Source organism: Sphingobium aromaticiconvertens (assembly GCF_037154075.1).
In the GTDB taxonomy this organism is placed as follows: domain Bacteria; phylum Pseudomonadota; class Alphaproteobacteria; order Sphingomonadales; family Sphingomonadaceae; genus Sphingobium; species Sphingobium aromaticiconvertens.
The window spans coordinates 453,684-471,933 of record NZ_JBANRJ010000001.1 but is presented as its reverse complement, the minus strand read 5'-3'; the positions used below and the strand labels follow the sequence as shown (position 1 = coordinate 471,933).

Sequence of the window (18,250 nt, the reverse complement as noted above, 5' to 3'; positions counted from 1 at the left end):
CCGCGCGGATGGCGTCGGAAAGGCGGCATGTTTCGCTTTAGTTTCAGTCCGCGATTCCCTATATGCTCGACCATGAGCGAAGAACCCAAGAACGCCCCGAACAGCAATGAATATGGCGCCGACAGCATCAAGGTGCTGAAAGGTCTGGATGCCGTCCGCAAACGGCCCGGCATGTATATCGGCGATACCGACGACGGGTCGGGCCTGCACCACATGGTGTTCGAGGTCAGCGACAACGCGATCGACGAAGCCCTGGCGGGCCATTGCGACCGCATCGACATCACCCTGAACCCCGACGGTTCGGTCAGCGTGATGGACAATGGACGCGGCATCCCCACCGGCATCCATAGCGAAGAAGGCGTTTCCGCCGCCGAGGTCATCATGACTCAGCTTCACGCGGGCGGAAAGTTCGAGAATACGTCCGACGACAATGCCTATAAGGTATCGGGCGGCCTGCATGGCGTGGGCGTGTCCGTGGTGAACGCATTGTCCGACTGGCTGGAGCTGAATATCTGGCGCGACGGGCAGGAGCATTGGATGCGCTTCCGCAACGGCGACGCCGAAGCCCCGTTGAAGGTGCTGGGTCCGGCAACCGATGGCCAGAAGGGGACCAAAGTCACCTTCATGTTCTCGACCGAGACATTCAAGAACGTCACCGATTATGATTTCGACAAGCTGGAGCATCGCTATCGCGAGCTGGCTTTCCTCAACAGTGGCGTGCGCCTGTTCCTGACCGATGCACGGCATGAAGAAAGCAAGACGGTCGAGCTTTATTATGAGGGCGGCATCGCGGCCTTCGTCCAATATCTCGATCGCACCAAGACTTCGATGATGCCCGAGCCGATCGCCATTTCCGGCACCCGCGACGAAGTAACGATCGAAGTCGCGCTGGAGTGGAACGACAGCTATTATGAAAATGTCCTGTGCTTCACCAATAACATCCCACAACGGGATGGCGGCACCCACCTGGCGGCCTTCCGCGCGGCGCTGACCCGCACGCTCAACAATTATGCCGACAAGTCGGGCATGTTGAAGAAGGAAAAGGTGACACTGACCGGTGAGGATATGCGCGAAGGGCTGACGGCGATCGTCTCGGTCAAGCTGCCCGACCCGAAATTCTCAAGCCAGACCAAGGACAAGCTGGTCTCCTCCGAAGTGCGCCAGCCGCTGGAAAGCCTGATGGCCGACAAGATGGCCGAGTGGCTGGAGGAGAATCCGGGGCACGGCAAGATGATCATCCAGAAGGTGATCGACGCCGCCGCCGCCCGCGAAGCCGCCAAGAAAGCGCGCGAACTGACCCGGCGCAAGGGCGTGATGGACATCGCCTCCCTGCCCGGCAAGCTGGCCGACTGTCAGGAGCGCGACCCCGCCAAGTCCGAACTGTTCCTGGTCGAAGGTGACTCGGCAGGCGGATCGGCCAAGCAGGGCCGCAACCGCCATAACCAGGCGATCCTGCCGCTGAAAGGCAAGATCCTGAACGTAGAGCGTGCGCGATTCGACAAGATGCTGTCGTCCAAGGAAGTCGGCACGCTGATTCAGGCGATGGGCACCAGCATCCGCGACGATTTCAACATCGAGAAGCTGCGTTACCACAAGATCGTGATCATGACCGACGCAGACGTCGACGGCGCGCATATCCGCACATTGTTGCTGACCTTCTTCTATCGCCAGATGCCGCAGATCATCGAGAATGGGCATCTCTTCATCGCCCAGCCGCCGCTCTACAAGGCGACGCGCGGACGCAGCGAAGTCTACCTGAAAAACGAAGCCGCATTGGAGCAATATCTGGTCGACAATGGCGTCGATTCGATGGTGCTGGAGGGATCGGGCGGTTCGCGCACCGGTGAAGATCTCAAGACGCTGGTCGACCATGCGCGCCGGATGCGCGCAGTGATGCGCTATGTCCCGCGCCGTTACGACCCCCGTATTATCGAAGCGCTGAGCCTGACCGGCTCGCTCGATCCCGAATTGAGCAATGCGGAACAGGCCACGCGTCTGAATGCCGCCGTCGCCTGGATGGGTGCTCATGACGAAGAGGGCAAGTGGACCGGTCGCGTCGCCGAAGAAGGCGGCTTCCATTTCGAGCGGCTGTGGCGCGGCGTCACCGACCATCATGTCATCGAGCATGGCTTCCTAGGGTCTGCCGAAGCGCGCAAACTGCATAGCCTGGCAAGCGAAGAGTCCAGCAGCTATCGCACCCCCAGCCGTCTGGTCAGCGCAAAGGCCGCCGCCGCGCAGGAAGAAGCGGGGGACGACGACCTGCCCGCCGCACCGGCCAAGGGCGTGATCGCCGTGTCCCGTCCCAGCGACCTGCTGGAAGCGATCCTGGCCGCCGGGCGTAAGGGTCTGTCGATCCAGCGCTACAAAGGACTGGGCGAGATGAATGCGGAACAGCTTTGGGAAACCACGCTGGACCCCGACAATCGGTCGATGCTGCGGGTCGAGGTCGATCAGGCGGACATTGCCGACGAAATCTTCACCCGCCTGATGGGTGACGTGGTCGAACCACGCCGCGAGTTCATTCAGGACAATGCGCTGAACGTCGCCAATCTGGACGTATAGGGTTGGGGCGGGGTCGCCCTCGCCCGTTTCCTGAAATCAGCCGAACAACGCCTTATACTGGCGCGGCTGGCAGCGCAGATATTGGGGCGCGGCCTTCACCTGCGCGCCCAGATGGGCAGCGGCATGCCAGGGCCAACGCGGATCGTAGAGGATGGTGCGGGCCAGCGCGACGGCATCCGCATCGCCCGTCCCCACAATCGCCTCCGCCTGCTCAAAGTCGGTGATGAGGCCAACGGTGATGACCGGAATCGTCACGCCTTGCTTGACCGCACGCGCAAGGGGCACCTGATAGCTGGGACCGACAGGAATCGCCTGATCGGGATGCAGGCCCCCGCTCGACACATGGATAGCGCTGCATCCGCGGGCTTCGAGTGCCTGTGCGAAAGCGATCGTCTGCTCGACATCCCAGCCGTCTTCCACCCAGTCAGTGCCGGATACCCGCATCGTCACGGAGCGATCGGCAGGAAAGACCGCGCGAACCGCGTCGAATATCTCCAGTGGAAACCGCATCCGATTTTCCAGGCTGCCGCCATAGCTATCCTCGCGATGGTTGGAGAGCGGGGAGAGGAACTGGTGCAGCAAATAGCCATGCGCGCCATGAATCTGGATGGCGTCGATTCCCAGCCGGGCCGCACGACGGGCAGCGTCGATGAAAGCATCCCGCACGCGGGCAAGGCCGTCCATATCCAGCGCGGTCGGGGCATTTTGACCATCGGCAAAGGCAATGGCGGACGGCGCCACCGTCTGCCAGCCATTGGCATCGGCGGGCGGCAATTGCGCCCCCCCTTTCCACGGCAAATCCGTCGAGGCTTTGCGCCCCGCATGGGCAAGCTGAATCGCGATCGGCATGTCCGACCAGCGCCGCACACCCTCCAGCGTGCGGGCAAGCGCAGCCTCGCTCGCGTCGTCATAAAGGCCGACGTCAGCGTAGCTGATCCGCCCCTCCGGCACGACCGCCGTCGCCTCGATCGTCAGAAGGGCGGCACCGGACTGCGCCAACTGGCCCAGATGCATGGCGTGCCAGTCGGTCATACAGCCATCGACCGCCGAATATTGGCACATGGGCGCAATGATGATGCGGTTGGCAAGCGTTGCGTTGCCGATGGTGAGCGGTTCGAAAAGCTTTGGTCCGGGCACGGGGAGTCCTTTTCGGGAGAGGTCGGGCGTGAAGGTGGTCCTGCGAAGCCCGGCCTTCAAGGGTAGGCGTGCTTCCCGATTCTGACCTTCGCGCCTATGATGATGTATCGGCGCAGCGACAAGGGACTGACGTGACGGGCATGAAGAGCATCTTCTGGAGCGGTGTGGGTGCGATACTGTTGCTGGGCGGCTGCGCGAAATATGATGGCGGCAACAATGATGTCGGGAATCAGGCTGCCGTGCCGATTCCTGCCAATGCCGCACCGCAGGCATCCGTGCCGATCATCCGCAATGAGGGTGGCGAGGTCGAAACGGTGCAGGCCAGCCCGCAATCGGTCGTACCGGCTGCTGCGCTGCCCCAACGCAAGCGCATACCGTCCGACGTGGTCGCGTATCGCGCACTGGGCACCGAACCCTTCTGGTCCGTGACGGTGCGACAGGGTCGCGCGACGCTGGAGCGACCCGATCGCCCGCCGCTGACCGTGCCCGTTACGCTAACGCAAGACCCGCGCGCGCTGCGCTATATTGGCGAGGGGCTGACGCTGATGGCGACGCCGGGACCGTGTAGCGACGGAATGAGCGACGCGCTCTATGCCGATCGGGTGCAGGTGGCATTCGGCGAGGGAACATTGAAGGGCTGCGGCGGGCCACGTGTGGATGACGGGCCGGAGCGACCTTAATCGTCAATACGCATCGCCTGTGCCACCAGCGCTTCCGCTTCCATCAGCAGCGCATCCTCGACCGCGTGCTGGGCGACCTGTTCGCGGCCGATGAGGATCAGGACCGGCACCGCCAGCGGGCTGACGCGATCAAGGGTGATGTGCAGCATCGTGCCCGCCGCCCGATCAATCAAGTCGCCCAGCCGCCCAACATCGGTCATGCGCGCGCGCGCATCCGCCCAGGCGGCTTTCAGCAGCATATGATCGGGCTGATATTTGCGGAGTACGTCATAGATGAGATCTGTGGAAAAAGTGACCTGCCGCCCGGTCTTGCGCTTGCCGGGATGCTGGCGTTCGATCAGGCCGCTGATGACCGCAACGTCACGGAAGGCGCGCTTCAGCAAGCTCGATTGTTCGACCCAGTCGACAAATTCATGATCCAATATGTCGGCGGTGAACAGGCTTTGCGGGTCGGTGACGGGCTTCAGGCTGGAGACCGCCAGTGCATAGTCGTTCGACACGAAGCCGATCGGCATCAATCCCTGCGCGTCCATCCGGCGCGTGAGCAACATGCCGAGCGACTGATGCGCGTTCCACCCTTCGAAACTGTAGCAGACCATATAATGGCGCCCTTCATGCGGGAAGGTTTCGATCATCAGCTGACCCGGCTGAGGCAAAGCGGAGCGCAGTTTCTGCATCTCCAGCCATTCGCGCACGTCATGGGGGAAGCGGTGCCATTCGCCCGGTTCGGCCAGGAAATGGCGCACCCGCTCGGCCAGCCGCGTGGACATGGCCATGCGGGTACCGCCCCAACTGGGAATGCGCGCGGATTTGCTGGTGGCGCGCACGATGAGGTCGGTGGTGTCCATCTTCACCACCTCCAGCGCGGTGCCGGCGAAAAAGAAACGGTCGCCAGGACTGAGCGTGGCGGCGAACCCCTCCTCTACCGTACCGAGCTTGCGCCCGTTGCCAAAGCGGACGGCGAGCGCGGGCTGATCGACGATGATGCCCGCATTCAGCCGATGCTGCTGGATAAAGCGCGGATGCGAGATGCGCCATGTGCCGTCGGGATCGCGGGTCAGCCGTTTGAACCGATCATAGGCTCGCAGCGCATAGCCGCCGCCTTCGATGAAGTGGAGGACGTTGGTGAAAGCCTCTTTTGTCAGACCGCTATAGGGTAGCGCCGAGCGGACCTCTTCCAACAAAGCCTCTTCGTCAAAGGATGCAGCGCAGGCGACGCCCATGACGTGCTGGGCGAGGACGTCCAGACCACCGGGGCGAAAGTCGTCGGCGTCGCGCTCCCCCGCCTCCACAGCGTCGAGAGCAGCGCGGGCTTCGAGATATTCGAAGCGGTTGCCAGGAATCACTATGGCTTCGCTCGGCTCGTCGAGCCGATGATTGGCGCGACCGATGCGCTGGAGCAGGCGCGACGATCCTTTGGGCGCGCCCATCTGGATGACGCAATCGACATTGCCCCAGTCGACGCCCAGATCAAGGCTCGCGGTGGCCACCAGCGCCCGCAGCTTTCCCGCCGCCATCGCCGATTCGACCTTGCGACGCGCTTCGATCGACAGGCTGCCATGGTGGATGGCGATGGGCAGATTATTGTCGTTGGCGGACCAGAGTTCCTGGAAAATAAGTTCGGCCAGCCCGCGCGTATTGCAAAAGACCAGCGTGGTGCCGCGCCGCTCAATTTCCGCCATCACCTGCTTGGCCGCATACTTACCCGAATGGCCGGACCAGGGAACGGAGCCTTCGGGAATGAGGATTGTCACGTTCGGCTCTGCACCCGCCTCGCCAATCACCGCCGTCACGCTGTTGATGTCGCCATCGGGCGCGATCCAGGCCCGATAGGCGTCGGCATCGGCGACCGTGGCGGAGAGCGCCACCCGTCGCAGCGCAGGGTTGATCGCTGACAGCCGCGCCATCGACAGGGCAAGCAGGTCACCGCGCTTCTGGGTGGCGAAGGCGTGAACCTCATCGACGATCACGGTCTTGAGCGTGTCGAACAGCATGAAACTGTCGGGATAGCTGAGCAGCAAGGAAAGGGATTCAGGCGTGGTCAGCAATATCTGCGGTGGGCGGGCGCGTTGGCGGGCCTTTCGGTCGGATGGTGTGTCGCCAGTGCGTGTTTCGACGCGGATCGGCAGATCCATCTCCGCTATCGGTGTTAGCAAATTGCGTTGAACATCGACGGCAAGCGCCTTCAGCGGCGAAATATAGAGGCTGTGCAGACCCTCAGCAGGATTATCGATGAGATCGGTGAGCGTGGGAAGGAATCCCGCGAGCGTCTTGCCCGCCCCGGTCGGCGCGACCAGCAGTGCGTGGTTGCCGGCGCGAGCGGCGGCGAGCATGTCCAGTTGATGCCGTCGCGGCTGCCATTCGCGCTGCGCGAACCAGTCGTTCAGAATGGGAGGAAGATTGGAGTCCACTGTATCTATGTAGGAGCCACGAAGCGCGGAAGCTATGATCCGCGCTAACCCGCGCCAATCCGGTGCAACCCGGCGCCATGCGCCTTCAGCCAGGCCCGCGCAGGCTTCGGATCGCTGCCCAATATCCGGGCGTGGGCAGCATGGAAGGCGGGGCTGTGGTCCATGTGGATAAGGTGCGCCAGTTCATGGGCGACGGTCGATCGACGGACGAAAGGCGGCGCCAGGATCAAGCGCCAGCTATAGCGGATGGCGCCCCTCGACGTGCAGCTGCCCCAGCGCGATCGCGTGTCGCCCACGCCCACCGACGCCACGGTCAGCCCATGCGCCGCCGCCAGAGCGCGCGTTTCGGTTTCCAGCACGGCCTTTGCACGCGCCTTGAGCCAGCGCAGCACGCGTTGTTCCACGGACTCGGCCGGACCGCCGACGATCAGCTGCCCCTCCTCCAATCGAATGCGGCGGGTCGTGCCGGATTGCCAGACGATCTGGATCTCATGTCCCTCCAGCGCGAACAGCGCACCGTCTGCCAAGGATACGCCATCCGGGCGGGTCGATATCTGTTGACGGACCCAGTCTTCATGGTCCTGCGCCCAGCCAAGCGCGCGCTTGAGGTTAGCGCGGGTGGGGAGCGAGAGGCGCAGCCCTCCATCCTTGCTGTCGAGGGTCAGGCGATAGCTGCGGGCGCGGGCCGAGCGGCGCACACGCACGGGGACCGCGACGCCATCGACCAATATTGAGGGTGTTTCAGATGTCCCGATCGACAAGATGGTTTTCCAGATCCCCTGCATCCACCTCCGCCACGGTCCAGCCGCGCACCGATTCCCCCGCGCGATGCACCGCTTCGCGATCGCCACTGATCAGATAATGCCAGTCGGGCAGCGGCTTCCCTTCGCCACGCAGACGATAGGCGCAGGTCCGTGGCAGCCAGCCGATTTCGTCAACCAGCTTGGGCGTCAGGCGCACGCAGTCGGGCACGAACTGGCGACGATGGCGGTAGTTGGTGCACTGGCCGCTCACCCGATCGAGCAGGCGGCAGGCGACGTTGGTGGGATAGATGCGGCCTGTGTCCTCATCCTCCGCCTTGTGCAGGCAACATTTGCCACAGCCGTCGCACAGCGCCTCCCACTGGGCGCGGTCCAGCTGGTCGAGCGGTTTTTCCCAGAAATTCACTTCACCCATTTTTGCAAAGCCGCCAGCACCTTGTCCGGCGCGCCGTCATCCTCTGGCGTCGAGGGATCATCCACCGGCACCAGCGCGATTGGCTCGCCCTTCGTTCCGAAGAGATAGGGAGTACGGCTGTGGCTGACCAGATAGTCGCTTGCGCCCTCGCTCTTCTCCTTGCCGTAAATGACGACGAAATCCTTGGCTACCTTCGCGATCTGGTCGGACGTGCCGGTCAAGCCGATGAGGCGCGGGTGGAAGGCGGCGACATAGGTTTTGAGTACCGCAGGCGTGTCGCGCTCAGGATCGACACTGATGAAGATCGGCTGGACCTTCGCCGCGAGCGCAGGTTCTGCCTTCTCGAACCGGGCAAAAGCCTGCGTTATTCGCTGGAGATCGACCGGGCAAACGTCAGGGCAATAAGTATAGCCGAAATAGACGAGGCGATATTTGCCGTCGAAATCCTGCCAGCGGACGGATCTACCGTCCTGATCGGTCAGGGTGAAGGGCGCACCGATGCGTGCGCCGGTCAGTTCACCCTGGATACTGTCAGAGCCGCTTGATGCGTTGCCGCCAGCCCCCATATTGCAGGCGGAGAGCAGCGTCAGGGCGCAAAGTGTGGCGGAAATCAGCGCTTTGTTCATGGCGTAGCCAGCCATGCCCTGCTAAGGGCTTTTTTGCAAATATGAACAGGGCGGACATGATGACAGGACGACGCGCACAGGGGATGCGGGCGGGATGGATGATCAAGCTTCTGGGTGCGCTGCTGGCGCTCGCCGCGCTCTCTCCTACGGTCGCGCTGGCGCAGTTTTCCGACAATTATAATTTTCTGAAAGCGGTCAAGGATCGCGATGGGGACAAGGCGACGAAACTGCTCGAAAAGCCGGGATCGACGGTTATCAACAGTCGGGACGTCACGACAGGCGAAAATGCGCTGCACATCGTGGTCGCCCGCCGCGATTCGACCTGGGTCAATTTCCTGCTGGCAAAGGGCGCCAATCCCAACCTGGCCGACAATGACGGCAACACCCCATTGATGGATGCTGTGCAGGTTCGGTTTGAGGATGCCGTGCAATCCCTCATCGCACGGGGCGCACAGGTCGACAAAAGCAACGACAGTGGCGAAACCCCGCTGATCCGCGCCGTCCAGCTACGCGATGTCGGACTGGTGCGCCTGCTCGTCACCAATGGCGCGAATGTCGACAAGCGCGACAGCATCGCGGGCATGTCCGCCCGCGACTATGGCAAACGCGATTCGCGAACCCCCGGCCTATTGGAAGCGCTGGACGCTGCCAAGCCAGCCACACCCAAGGGGCCAGTGCAAGGCCCGGTTTTTTAAGCCTGCCAGCTGTCATCCCGGACATGATCCGGGTCAGCCAACAGGGTGAGACGTCGCGCAGCCCGGCGAGCGAAGCGTAGCGTTTCGGCCTTGCGCCGGGCTGCGGCGAGCGGCTCGACAGGGGCTGGCCGCACCAGTTCCGCATCATATTGATCGGCGACGATCAATCCCGTGCGCGTCGGCCACAGCGCTTCCCCTTCAAAGGGTGAGAGATCGAAGCCCGCTGGAACTGCCCAGAAAAAACGGTCGCAATAGTCAAAATAGTCGGGCCATTTAGCATCGCCCAGCAGGTCGGCGCGCGAGCATTTGATTTCGACAATGGTGAGCCGTCCAGCCGCGTCGATCGCCATGATATCCGCGCGCCGCCCATTGGGCAGCGGCACTTCCAACATGCCGGTCATGTCATGGCGAAAGAAAAGCCGGAGCGTTCCACGCGCCACCGCCAACGCGGTGCCATCGGTCAGGGGTGAACAATGTGCTGCAGACTCTGTGATCATCGGGATGATATAGAACAGGAAGGGAACAAATGAAAAGACCCGACGCAGCCTCTGGCCGTATCGGATCTTTGCAAGCGATCAGTCCCGAAGCATCACAGGATGCGAAAACAGGACGGAAACACGATCAGCGATAGAAAATATGATTGTCGATCGACGCGAGCCTGGGCTTGCCCCAGCCCGGCGCGACGCGGCGAGCATGGAAGAAAAGCGCACCCTCCGCCCGGCTATCCCAGCTATCGTTCATCGCGATCTGGGCGATGGCGACGGCTTCACGCCACGATTCGCCAGCCGTGCGGATCGGCGGCATGTCATTACCGCGCACGAAGCTGAACTGGCCACGCTGATAGACGACACCGCAAAGGCTGTTGGCGAAGCGGCCGGACTTGGCGCGATTGATAACCACGCGCGCAACAGCCAACTGGCCTTCCAGGCTTTCACCCTTGGATTCGAAATAGACCGCGCCGGCAAGGCAGCGCATGTCACCGTCCACATCCTCAGCGTCGCCATGGGCATCGACAAGGGCAGCCAGGCTCGTCGCTTCGACGGCGGCATCAGGATCGGTGATGTTGGATTGAGTCGACTGCACCACTTCGCGGGGCGCCGAGAAGACGACCGCGGGCTGCTGCCCGGGCGTCGAAGGAACATTCAGTCCCTTAAGGGTTTCTACCGGAAGCGTACCGGTGGACGACATCGTCGTCGCAGATAGGTTGGCGCTGGCAGCGCTCGACATATCAGTGGCCGTGACCGCAGCAATGGCGGACAGGGCAAGCGCCGCGAATGTCGCGGCTTTCAAACGGAAACTCATTATTACTCTGGTTCGTGCGGTTCTTGGCCGACGACGTTCGGGTTTTAACTCACTTCTTATCCAGACGTCTGGCCGCCCCCCGTCTGCGTGTTTACCGAACCGAGACCCCCTTGGACTGATCCGACAACCTGCGCGTTAAGCGTGGGGGAGCCTATGGTGGGACCGTTCCATCCTGTCAACGATCAGCAGATCGTTTCAGCGGCGAACCGTTCGGCATCTACGATATCGAGTTCTATGACCCACAGATCGGGATCGGAACGGCGGCGACGCTCGATATAGGCCGTCATGGCGCCGGGTTCGGAGTCGGCCGCCGGACCGCATGCGGTTAACCGATAGCCGCCCGCATAGTCCGAAACTCGTTCGAACAGACCTATTTCCTCTCCCTTTTCAAGCGCCTGCACCAGAATGACACCGCTTATCGGATCGCCCTTCACCAGCACCATGGCAAAGCCCCCCGCGCCCTGCGTCCGGCGGATCAGGGCGCCCGCCAGCATGGCGCTGGTCAGCCGTCCATCGGTCATTTCAGCGTTTTTGCTCCGCAGCCGCGCCCGCATATCCCGGGAGCGACGAGAGCGGGAACTGGGAACGCATGAAGGTGCCGGTTCCACGCCCAACCTCTTCGCCATCCGAATCGATCAGGCTGGCTTCGGCCACATAGACGCGGCGTTTGCCGCTGATCCAGCGACCTTCGGCCCTGATTCGGCCCGGCCCGATCGGACGGGTAAAGAGGAGGTTGAAAGCGGTGGTCAACAGAAAGCGATCGCTGACCAGGCTGTTGGCAGCGTAGAAGGCCGCATCGTCGAGCATCTTGAAATAGACAGTGCCGTGGACCGCGCCAGCCGCGTGAAACGCCGATTCATCGACGTCGAAATCAATCACCGACAGTCCAGCGGACGGAATTGACAGTTCAGACTGGAACATCCGGTTGATCGGCGCTGAACGATAAAGCTGCTCCAGCGCACGAAAGTGCGCGGCCTCGCCGCTGGGCGCGACGATGCCCTCAGGCTGCGTCACGCGCCTCATTGCCACCCAGAAGGGCGTAGAGGGCTTCGGTCGAGCCTGCTCCGCGCAGACGGCTGATCTGTGCTTCGTCCCGCAGATAGCGGGACACCCGCGCCAATGTCTTGAGATGTTCGGCGCCGCTGTCGAGCGGTGAGAGGAGCGCGAAGACGACATCGACCGGGGCATCGTCCACCGCGTCGAACTCGATCGCGGGGTTGAGCAGTACGACGATGCCGCACATCTTCTCCAGCCCCTCTATCTTTGCATGGGGGATAGCGACGCCGCCGCCAAATCCGGTCGACCCCAATCGCTCGCGTTCGGTCAGCGCCTCGAACACCTGACCGCTGTCCAGCCCATAGGCGGTGGCCGCCAGATCACTCAGCTTCTGAAAAAGTGCCTTCTTGCCGTTGGCCGCCAGCTCTGTAGCCGCTGCGGCAGGCAAAACAATATCGTGGAAATGCATCATGTCCAACTCGGATGGCCGGGCCTCTCATTCTCCCTCTGTCACAGGAAATGGCACGGCGCGCGGAATCTTAAAGTCCGGCGCAATAGGCCGCCTGCCCCGGCAGGTCAACAGGCGGCCCCTGGTGTTATGTCGGCATGGGATCAGACCCGCGGTTCGACCCAGCCGATCGTCCCGTCATGACGACGATAGACCATATTATAGGCCGATGTGCCGGCATTGACGAACAGCAGCGCGTTGGTGTTGCGCAGATCCAACATCATCACCGCGTCCGATACGCTGGCTTGCGGAATATCGACGCGGGTTTCCGCAACGATCAAAGGCGCATCCTCCGCTTCCTCTTCCTCCTGTGCGTTTGCAAAGACGGTATAGCCCGCGCCATCAATATCATCGACGCTGAAGCCGTTGACGCGCACAGCCTCTGCCGCCACCGCCTGGAGATGCCTGTCCTTCAGGCGGCGAGTGTATCGGCGCAGCTGCTTTTCAATCTTGTCGGCCGCCTTGTCGAAGGCAAGGTGCGCGTCCTGCGCCTCGCCCGCGCCTTTCAGGATCAGGCCGGTCATTACATGACAAACGATATCGCAGTGGAAGGCCCCGTGCGGCGCGGGCCGGAACGTCGCCTGAGCAGAGATGGCGCGCGAAAAATATTTCTCGGCCATCGCTTCAAGTCGCGTCCAGACATGCTCCTTGAGCGCGTCACCCGTATCGACCTGATGCCCGGAAACACGAATATCCATATGCCTTCTCCTTATTCTTGCCGGGATGGGCGGAACCAAAGGTCCAGCACAGCCCGGATTTCGGGAGGTCCCGCTCCGGTTGTCAGCCGGGGTGTGACCCATCGAGCCAGAGCGGCTTGTCGAGCGTCGCGACGAACACTGCATGCCTCTCCAACTCCTCCGCGCTGGCCATGAAAACCCGCGCGGGACGAACAGGGCGAACGGCGGCGTCTTGCGCCGGTTCCACCCGATATGCCTTGTCTGCTTCCTCCTGTGCGAGAGACAGGCCGATCTGACGCCCTCCTCGCAATTCGATGTAGAGTTGCGCGAGCAATTCGGCGTCGAGCAACGCGCCATGCTTGACGCGATGGCTGCGGTCGATGCCATAGCGCGTGCATAGCGCGTCGAGACTATGCTTGGCGCCTGGATGGAGCGTGCGTGCCATGGCCACCGTGTCGATCATGCGATCGAGCGATATCTCAGCCCTGCTGCACCGCTTCAATTCATGATTAAGGAAGCCGAAGTCGAAGCGCGCATTGTGCGCGACCAACATGCTGTCCTCCAGAAAGTCGAGCAGTTCCTGTGCGCCATGCTCGAAAAGTGGCTTGTCCTTCAGGAACGTGATGGACAGGCCATGCACGGCCTCTGCCGCGGAAGGCATGTCGCGCTGGGGATTATAATAGGCGTGGAAGGTGCGGCCCGAAGGCACGCGGTTGATAAGTTCGATGCAGCCGATTTCGACCATGCGGTCGCCGGATGCGGGGTCGAATCCCGTGGTTTCGGTGTCGAATATGATTTCGCGCATTGCCCTCGAACCGACTCTGTCTTTCTCTTATCTGCCTGCTTTGCGCACAAGGCAAGCAACCAGGGCATGAACCTGCGCCCGAGTGGACGCAATGGTGGTGCCGGTGTTGATGATATAGTCCGCCCGACGACGTTTTTCAGCGTCCGGAGTCTGCAAATGCAGGATTCGGCGGAATTTTTCTGCCGTCATGCCCGGCCGCGCCAAAACGCGCCTGCGCTGTTTCCATGCCGGGGCAGATACGACGATCACGCCGGCCAGCCGTCGCTGCCCTCCGGACTCGAACAACAGCGGAATATCGAGGACGACGACGGCGCGCGATCGGTTATGGCGCAAAAATCGGGCGCGGGCAGCGCGTACCGCCGGATGGACGATCGCCTCCAGCGCTTTCAATTCAGCGGGATCGCCGAATACGGTAGCGCCCAGCTTCGCGCGATCAACGCCGTTCGCGCCTGTCGTGCCGGGAAAGCGCGCTTCGATCGCGGCAAGCAAGCTACCGCCCGGCCCCTGAAGGTGATGCACTTCCGCATCCGCATCGAAGACAGGCACGCCTTCCCGTCGCAGCATCGTGGCAACGGCAGACTTACCCATACCGATCGAGCCGGTGAGACCGTAAATCTTCATGTCTGCCGCTTTCAGACTGCGGTCAGCAGCGCGCGCAATTCCTCGTCCCGCTCTCGCGGCGCCTGCGCGTCGAAAAATATATCAAAGGCGAGCGCGGCCTGCCCGATCAGCATGTCGAGGCCATCAATCGTCGCCAGGCCCCGCGCCTGCGCAGCAGCCAGCAATCCGGTTTCGAGCGGCGCATAAACGATGTCATAGACAGTGGCTGTCGCCGACAGCGGCGAAAGATCGAGGTCCAGCGGCGATTGCCCGGTCATGCCCAGTGGACTGCTGTTGACGAGGAGGTCGGCGGTCGGGAGCGGATCGGTCAGCGAAAGGATATTCCCCTTCACCCCCGCCCGATCGAGCAGCGCCTGCGCCTTGGCCGCGTCGCGCGCCATCACCGTGATATTGGGGACGCCATAGCTGGCCAGCGCGAACAGGATTGCCCGTGCCGCGCCGCCCGCACCGATCAGGACCGCACTCTTCCCCTGCCACTTGTCGCGCATCAGCGGCTGGAGAAAGCCGCCCGAATCGGTATTGGTGCCGACCAGCGGGCCGCCGGTTTCACAGGCGATGGTGTTCATTGCGCCGATACGATCGCGCACATCGCCCGGATCATCGGCATAGTCCATCACCGCGATCTTGTGCGGGATGGTGACATTGCAGCCCAGCCAGTCGGGATCGGCCCGACGCGTCAGGAAATAGGCGGCCAGCCCCTCCGGCGTGACATGGGTCTTGCGATATTCAGCCTCTATGCCGAGCGCCTGGAGCCAGAAATTATGGATCAGCGGCGATTTGCTGTGTGCGATCGGGTCACCGATCACCTCGGCATAGGGAAGTTTGTCCGTCATGCCACCAAAACGCCGCGAATCCGCAGGAAGTCAAGCAGGGGCAAGAGCGGCAAGCCCTGAATCGCGAACTGACTCCCCTCGATCTTGCTGAACAATTGCGCGCCCGGCCCCTCGATCCGGTAGCAGCCGACGCACCAGCGGCACGCGTCCCAATCGCCATCCAGATAGGTGCTGATGAAGGCGTCGGACAAGGGACGGACCGTCATTCGCACACGTTCGATATGCCGCCAGATCGGTTCCCCGTTGAGGGTGATGACGGCCGCGCTGTGAAGATGGTGGACCCGGCCAGAAAGCAATCCCAGAATCCGTTCAGCATCGGCACGATCGATCGCCTTGTCGATCATGCTACCGTCATCAAGGCTGAGGGTCTGGTCGCACCCGAGCACGAGGGCGCCGGGTACGCGGCGCGAAACACGCAGCGCTTTCAACTCTGCCAGTGCGTCGGCAAGGCCGCGCGCGTCGAGACCATCGGCGCGCAGCGCTTCCTTGGCGGCCTCTTCATCGACGCCGGGAGATAACGCCTCGAACGGCACCTGCGCGGCGGTGAGCAACGCGCGGCGGCTGGCGCTTTGGGAAGCCAGAACGATAGTCAATATTCGTCTCCGAAGAAGAGCGTCATTCGCTGGTCGTATCCGCCAGAAGCCGGTCGTTGAACAGGTTGATGATCGCCGCAGCCGCTTCCTCGATCGAGCGGCGGGTCATATCGATCACCGGCCAGCCATTATCGGCGAACAACCGACGGGCGAAGGCCAGTTCGGCCTGAACCTTTTCAAGATCGACATAGGCCGTTTCGGGGGCTTGATTCAGCGAAAGCAAACGGTTGCGGCGAATCTGGATCAGCCGTTCCGGACTGACGGTCAGGCCCACGACCATCGGGTGCTTGAGCGTATAGAGCGTCTGTGGCGGCGGAGATTCGGGGACCAGCGGGATGTTCGCGGTCTTGTATCCGCGATTGGCGAGATAGATGGAGGTCGGCGTCTTGGACGCGCGCGAGACGCCGGCGAGCACTATGTCGGCCTCTTCCCAATTTTCATGACCCACGCCATCATCATGGGCAATGGTGAACTGGATCGCCTCGATCCGGGCGAAATAGGCTTCGTCGAGAATATGTTTGCGACCGGGGCGGTTGCGGGTCTCCTGACCCAATATGTTGGAGAGTGCATCCGTTACGCTGTCGAGCGCGGCAACATGGGGCAGCCCCAGCGCCCGGCATCGCCCCTCCAGCCGCCGACGCAGTTGATGGTTGGTCAGGGTGAAAAGGACAAGGCCGGGGTTGATGGATATCTCTTCCATGATCCGGTCGAGATGGACGTCGGAGCGGACCATCGGCCAGAAATGCCGCACCGCCTCCACATTTTCGAACAGGCCTATCGCGGCCTTGGCTACATTTTCCAGCGTTTCACCGGTGGAGTCAGACAGAAGATGGAGATGGATGCGCGTCACCTGCATATCTCTGTTAGCAGGCTGTGGATAAAGCAAGGGACGAATGGGGGAGAAAATCGAGCCTTCCGACCGTTCCACGATAGCAGGATATTTGTCCACAGGCCCCCAACAGGCGCTTCATTCCATCCACAACCTGTGGATAGCGTGGGCAATTTGACTGACTCGAACCCAAAAGCTGCGCTCTTCAGAGTCAAGCTGTTGGCAAATCGGGGCACAGGGCATAAACCCCGCTGCCAACGCCCCATCTATCATCATCAATCTAAGATTCCTTTATATAAGAGTATATATGACCGGACCCGAGGCCCCGTTGCGCGACACGTCTTTGCTCTCTGTCCTGCGTGGCGAACGAAAGGATGTGCCCCCTGTCTGGCTCATGCGACAGGCCGGGCGCTATTTGCCTGAATATCGCGCGCTGCGAGCCGACAAGGGCGGATTCCTGGAACTGGTCTATGACAGCGAGGCCGCCGCGGAGGTGACTCTCCAGCCATTGCGGCGCTTTGGCTTTGACGGTGCGATCCTGTTTTCGGACATTTTGATCGTACCTTATGCAATGGGGCAGGATCTGTGGTTCGAGACCGGCGAAGGGCCGCGGCTGGCGCCGATCCTGGCGGAGACCCCGCTGGAAGCACTGAAACCCGATTTTAGCCGCTATGAGGCGGTGTATGAGACCGTCAGGCGGGTCAGGGCAGCGTTGGACCCCAATGTGACCTTCCTGGGTTTTGCAGGCAGCCCCTGGACGGTCGCAACCTATATGGTCGCGGGCCAGGGCAGCAAGGATCAGGGCGCGGCCCGGCGTCTGGCCTATGGCGACCCTGCCCGTTTCGCCGCCATCATCGACGCGATCGTCGAGGCGACTGTCACCTATCTATGTGGGCAGATCGACGCCGGGGTGGATGCGGTCCAACTGTTCGACAGTTGGGCCGGAAGTCTTGCGCCGCTGGAGTTCGATCGCTGGGTGATCGAACCCAATGCCCGGATTGTCGAGCGGGTAAAGGCGATCCATCCTGATGTTTCCGTGATCGGGTTTCCCAAGGGGGCGGGGGCGAAGCTGCCTGATTATGCGCGCGGTACGAAGGTCGATGCGGTCGGGCTGGATGAAACGGTCGATCCGCACTGGGCCAATGCGGTCTTGCCCAAGGGGTTGCCAGTGCAGGGCAATCTGGATCCGCTGGCGTTGATTGCCGGTGGTGATGCGGTGGTCCGCGCGGTGGATAATATCCGTGCGGCCTTCGTTGACCGGCCCTATATCTTCAATCTGGGGCATGGCATTTTGCCTGACACGCCGATCGACCATGTGGCTGCCCTGCTCGACCATGTCCGTGGAAAGGATCGCTGATGCCTTATCTGGGAGCTGCCTATCTGTGGGTGAAGGCCGCGCACCTCATCTTCGTCATCTTCCTGATGGCGGGGCTGTTCATGCTGCCGCGTTTCTTCGTCTATCATCAGGAGACGGTGCCCGGATCGCCCGAAGACGCCAAATGGATCGAACGCGAATCCAAACTACTCAGGATCATCCTGAACCCGTCGCTGATTCTGGTATGGTTATTCGGCCTGATGCTGATGGTGGAGATCGGTGCCTGGCATTTTGGCTGGTTTCACCTGAAATTTCTGCTCGTCTTCGCACTATCAGGCTATCACGGCTGGATGTCGGGTTATGCGAAGAAGCTGGCGCGGGGCGAGCGTCCCTTGCGGGACAAGCAGTTGCGCCTGCTGAATGAGGTGCCGGGGATCGCGGTAGCGCTGATTGTCATATTGGTGATCGTGAAGCCCTTTTAGGG

Annotated in this window: 21 protein-coding genes; 5 read left to right on the top strand and 16 right to left on the bottom strand. The window is 61.9% G+C overall.

Annotated elements, in window-relative coordinates; all coding sequences use genetic code 11:
* Positions 1-72 precede the first annotated feature (72 nt).
* Positions 73-2,562 carry a DNA topoisomerase (ATP-hydrolyzing) subunit B gene (gyrB, locus tag WFR25_RS02475; protein WP_336968185.1) on the top strand — a complete coding sequence of 830 codons (2,490 nt, stop codon included), beginning with the start codon at positions 73-75 and terminating at the stop codon, positions 2,560-2,562.
* A 36-nt stretch (positions 2,563-2,598) separates the two neighbouring features.
* On the opposite strand, the gene WFR25_RS02470 is transcribed toward gyrB, so the two are convergent.
* A complete protein-coding gene (locus tag WFR25_RS02470; protein WP_336968182.1) occupies positions 2,599-3,699 on the bottom strand; it encodes an NADH:flavin oxidoreductase/NADH oxidase in 1,101 nt (366 codons plus the stop codon).
* A 68-nt stretch (positions 3,700-3,767) separates the two neighbouring features.
* Here WFR25_RS02470 and WFR25_RS02465 point away from each other — a divergent pair, with 68 nt between their 5' ends.
* Positions 3,768-4,379 (top strand): COG3650 family protein, encoded by a 612-nt coding sequence (locus WFR25_RS02465; RefSeq protein WP_336968180.1) that lies wholly within the window; start codon positions 3,768-3,770, stop codon positions 4,377-4,379.
* On the opposite strand, the gene WFR25_RS02460 is transcribed toward WFR25_RS02465, so the two are convergent.
* The 4 genes from WFR25_RS02460 to WFR25_RS02445 are packed head-to-tail and all read right to left on the bottom strand — an operon-like array spanning position 4,376 to position 8,607.
* Entirely contained in the window at positions 4,376-6,790 is a 2,415-nt protein-coding gene (locus WFR25_RS02460; protein ID WP_336968177.1) for a ligase-associated DNA damage response DEXH box helicase, read from the bottom strand. The genes WFR25_RS02465 and WFR25_RS02460 overlap by 4 nt on opposite strands.
* A 44-nt stretch (positions 6,791-6,834) precedes the next feature.
* Positions 6,835-7,551, bottom strand: coding sequence for a M48 family metallopeptidase (locus WFR25_RS02455; RefSeq protein WP_336968174.1), 717 nt, complete (start codon positions 7,549-7,551; stop codon positions 6,835-6,837).
* On the bottom strand, positions 7,532-7,957 hold the full coding sequence (locus WFR25_RS02450; RefSeq protein ID WP_336974621.1) for a YcgN family cysteine cluster protein: 426 nt from the start codon (positions 7,955-7,957) through the stop codon (positions 7,532-7,534). The genes WFR25_RS02455 and WFR25_RS02450 overlap by 20 nt, the downstream gene beginning before the upstream one ends.
* Positions 7,954-8,607, bottom strand: coding sequence for an SCO family protein (locus tag WFR25_RS02445; RefSeq protein WP_336968172.1), 654 nt, complete (start codon positions 8,605-8,607; stop codon positions 7,954-7,956). The genes WFR25_RS02450 and WFR25_RS02445 overlap by 4 nt, the downstream gene beginning before the upstream one ends.
* A 68-nt stretch (positions 8,608-8,675) precedes the next feature.
* Between WFR25_RS02445 and WFR25_RS02440 the strand changes: the two genes are divergently transcribed.
* Entirely contained in the window at positions 8,676-9,287 is a 612-nt protein-coding gene (locus WFR25_RS02440; protein ID WP_336974620.1) for an ankyrin repeat domain-containing protein, read from the top strand.
* On the opposite strand, the gene WFR25_RS02435 is transcribed toward WFR25_RS02440, so the two are convergent.
* The 11 genes from WFR25_RS02435 to WFR25_RS02385 all read right to left on the bottom strand — a co-directional run bounded on the left by WFR25_RS02435 (position 9,284) and on the right by WFR25_RS02385 (position 16,472).
* On the bottom strand, positions 9,284-9,784 hold the full coding sequence (locus WFR25_RS02435; protein ID WP_336968171.1) for an MmcB family DNA repair protein: 501 nt from the start codon (positions 9,782-9,784) through the stop codon (positions 9,284-9,286). The two genes, WFR25_RS02440 and WFR25_RS02435, sit on opposite strands and share 4 nt — an antisense overlap.
* A gap of 124 nt (positions 9,785-9,908) precedes the next feature.
* Positions 9,909-10,589 (bottom strand): cell wall hydrolase, encoded by a 681-nt coding sequence (locus WFR25_RS02430; protein WP_336968170.1) that lies wholly within the window; start codon positions 10,587-10,589, stop codon positions 9,909-9,911.
* Positions 10,590-10,771: 182 nt separating this feature from the next.
* Positions 10,772-11,110, bottom strand: coding sequence for a DUF1491 family protein (locus WFR25_RS02425; protein WP_336968169.1), 339 nt, complete (start codon positions 11,108-11,110; stop codon positions 10,772-10,774).
* 1 nt (position 11,111) lies between these two features.
* On the bottom strand, positions 11,112-11,612 hold the full coding sequence (locus WFR25_RS02420) for a PaaI family thioesterase (protein WP_336968168.1): 501 nt from the start codon (positions 11,610-11,612) through the stop codon (positions 11,112-11,114).
* Positions 11,590-12,057: a PTS sugar transporter subunit IIA gene (locus WFR25_RS02415; RefSeq protein ID WP_336968166.1), complete on the bottom strand. Its 468-nt coding sequence runs from the start codon at positions 12,055-12,057 to the stop codon at positions 11,590-11,592. The genes WFR25_RS02420 and WFR25_RS02415 overlap by 23 nt, the downstream gene beginning before the upstream one ends.
* Before the next feature lie 140 nt (positions 12,058-12,197).
* On the bottom strand, positions 12,198-12,791 hold the full coding sequence (gene hpf / locus WFR25_RS02410; RefSeq protein WP_336968165.1) for a ribosome hibernation-promoting factor, HPF/YfiA family: 594 nt from the start codon (positions 12,789-12,791) through the stop codon (positions 12,198-12,200).
* 82 nt (positions 12,792-12,873) lie between these two features.
* A complete protein-coding gene (gene dnaQ, locus WFR25_RS02405) occupies positions 12,874-13,575 on the bottom strand; it encodes a DNA polymerase III subunit epsilon (RefSeq protein WP_336968163.1) in 702 nt (233 codons plus the stop codon).
* 27 nt (positions 13,576-13,602) lie between these two features.
* On the bottom strand, positions 13,603-14,196 hold the full coding sequence (gene coaE / locus WFR25_RS02400; protein ID WP_336968162.1) for a dephospho-CoA kinase: 594 nt from the start codon (positions 14,194-14,196) through the stop codon (positions 13,603-13,605).
* An 11-nt stretch (positions 14,197-14,207) separates the two neighbouring features.
* Positions 14,208-15,029 (bottom strand): shikimate dehydrogenase, encoded by an 822-nt coding sequence (gene aroE, locus WFR25_RS02395; protein WP_336968160.1) that lies wholly within the window; start codon positions 15,027-15,029, stop codon positions 14,208-14,210.
* Entirely contained in the window at positions 15,026-15,622 is a 597-nt protein-coding gene (locus WFR25_RS02390; protein WP_336968158.1) for a Maf family protein, read from the bottom strand. The genes aroE and WFR25_RS02390 overlap by 4 nt, the downstream gene beginning before the upstream one ends.
* 22 nt (positions 15,623-15,644) lie before the next feature.
* Complete coding sequence (locus WFR25_RS02385; RefSeq protein ID WP_336968156.1) at positions 15,645-16,472, bottom strand: pyruvate, water dikinase regulatory protein; 828 nt, start codon at positions 16,470-16,472, stop codon at positions 15,645-15,647.
* Between the two features lie 286 nt (positions 16,473-16,758).
* Between WFR25_RS02385 and hemE the strand changes: the two genes are divergently transcribed.
* Positions 16,759-17,808 (top strand): uroporphyrinogen decarboxylase, encoded by a 1,050-nt coding sequence (gene hemE, locus WFR25_RS02380; protein ID WP_336968155.1) that lies wholly within the window; start codon positions 16,759-16,761, stop codon positions 17,806-17,808.
* Complete coding sequence (locus WFR25_RS02375; RefSeq protein WP_336968153.1) at positions 17,808-18,248, top strand: CopD family protein; 441 nt, start codon at positions 17,808-17,810, stop codon at positions 18,246-18,248. Before hemE ends, WFR25_RS02375 begins: the two co-directional genes overlap by 1 nt.
* Positions 18,249-18,250: the final 2 nt, after the last annotated feature.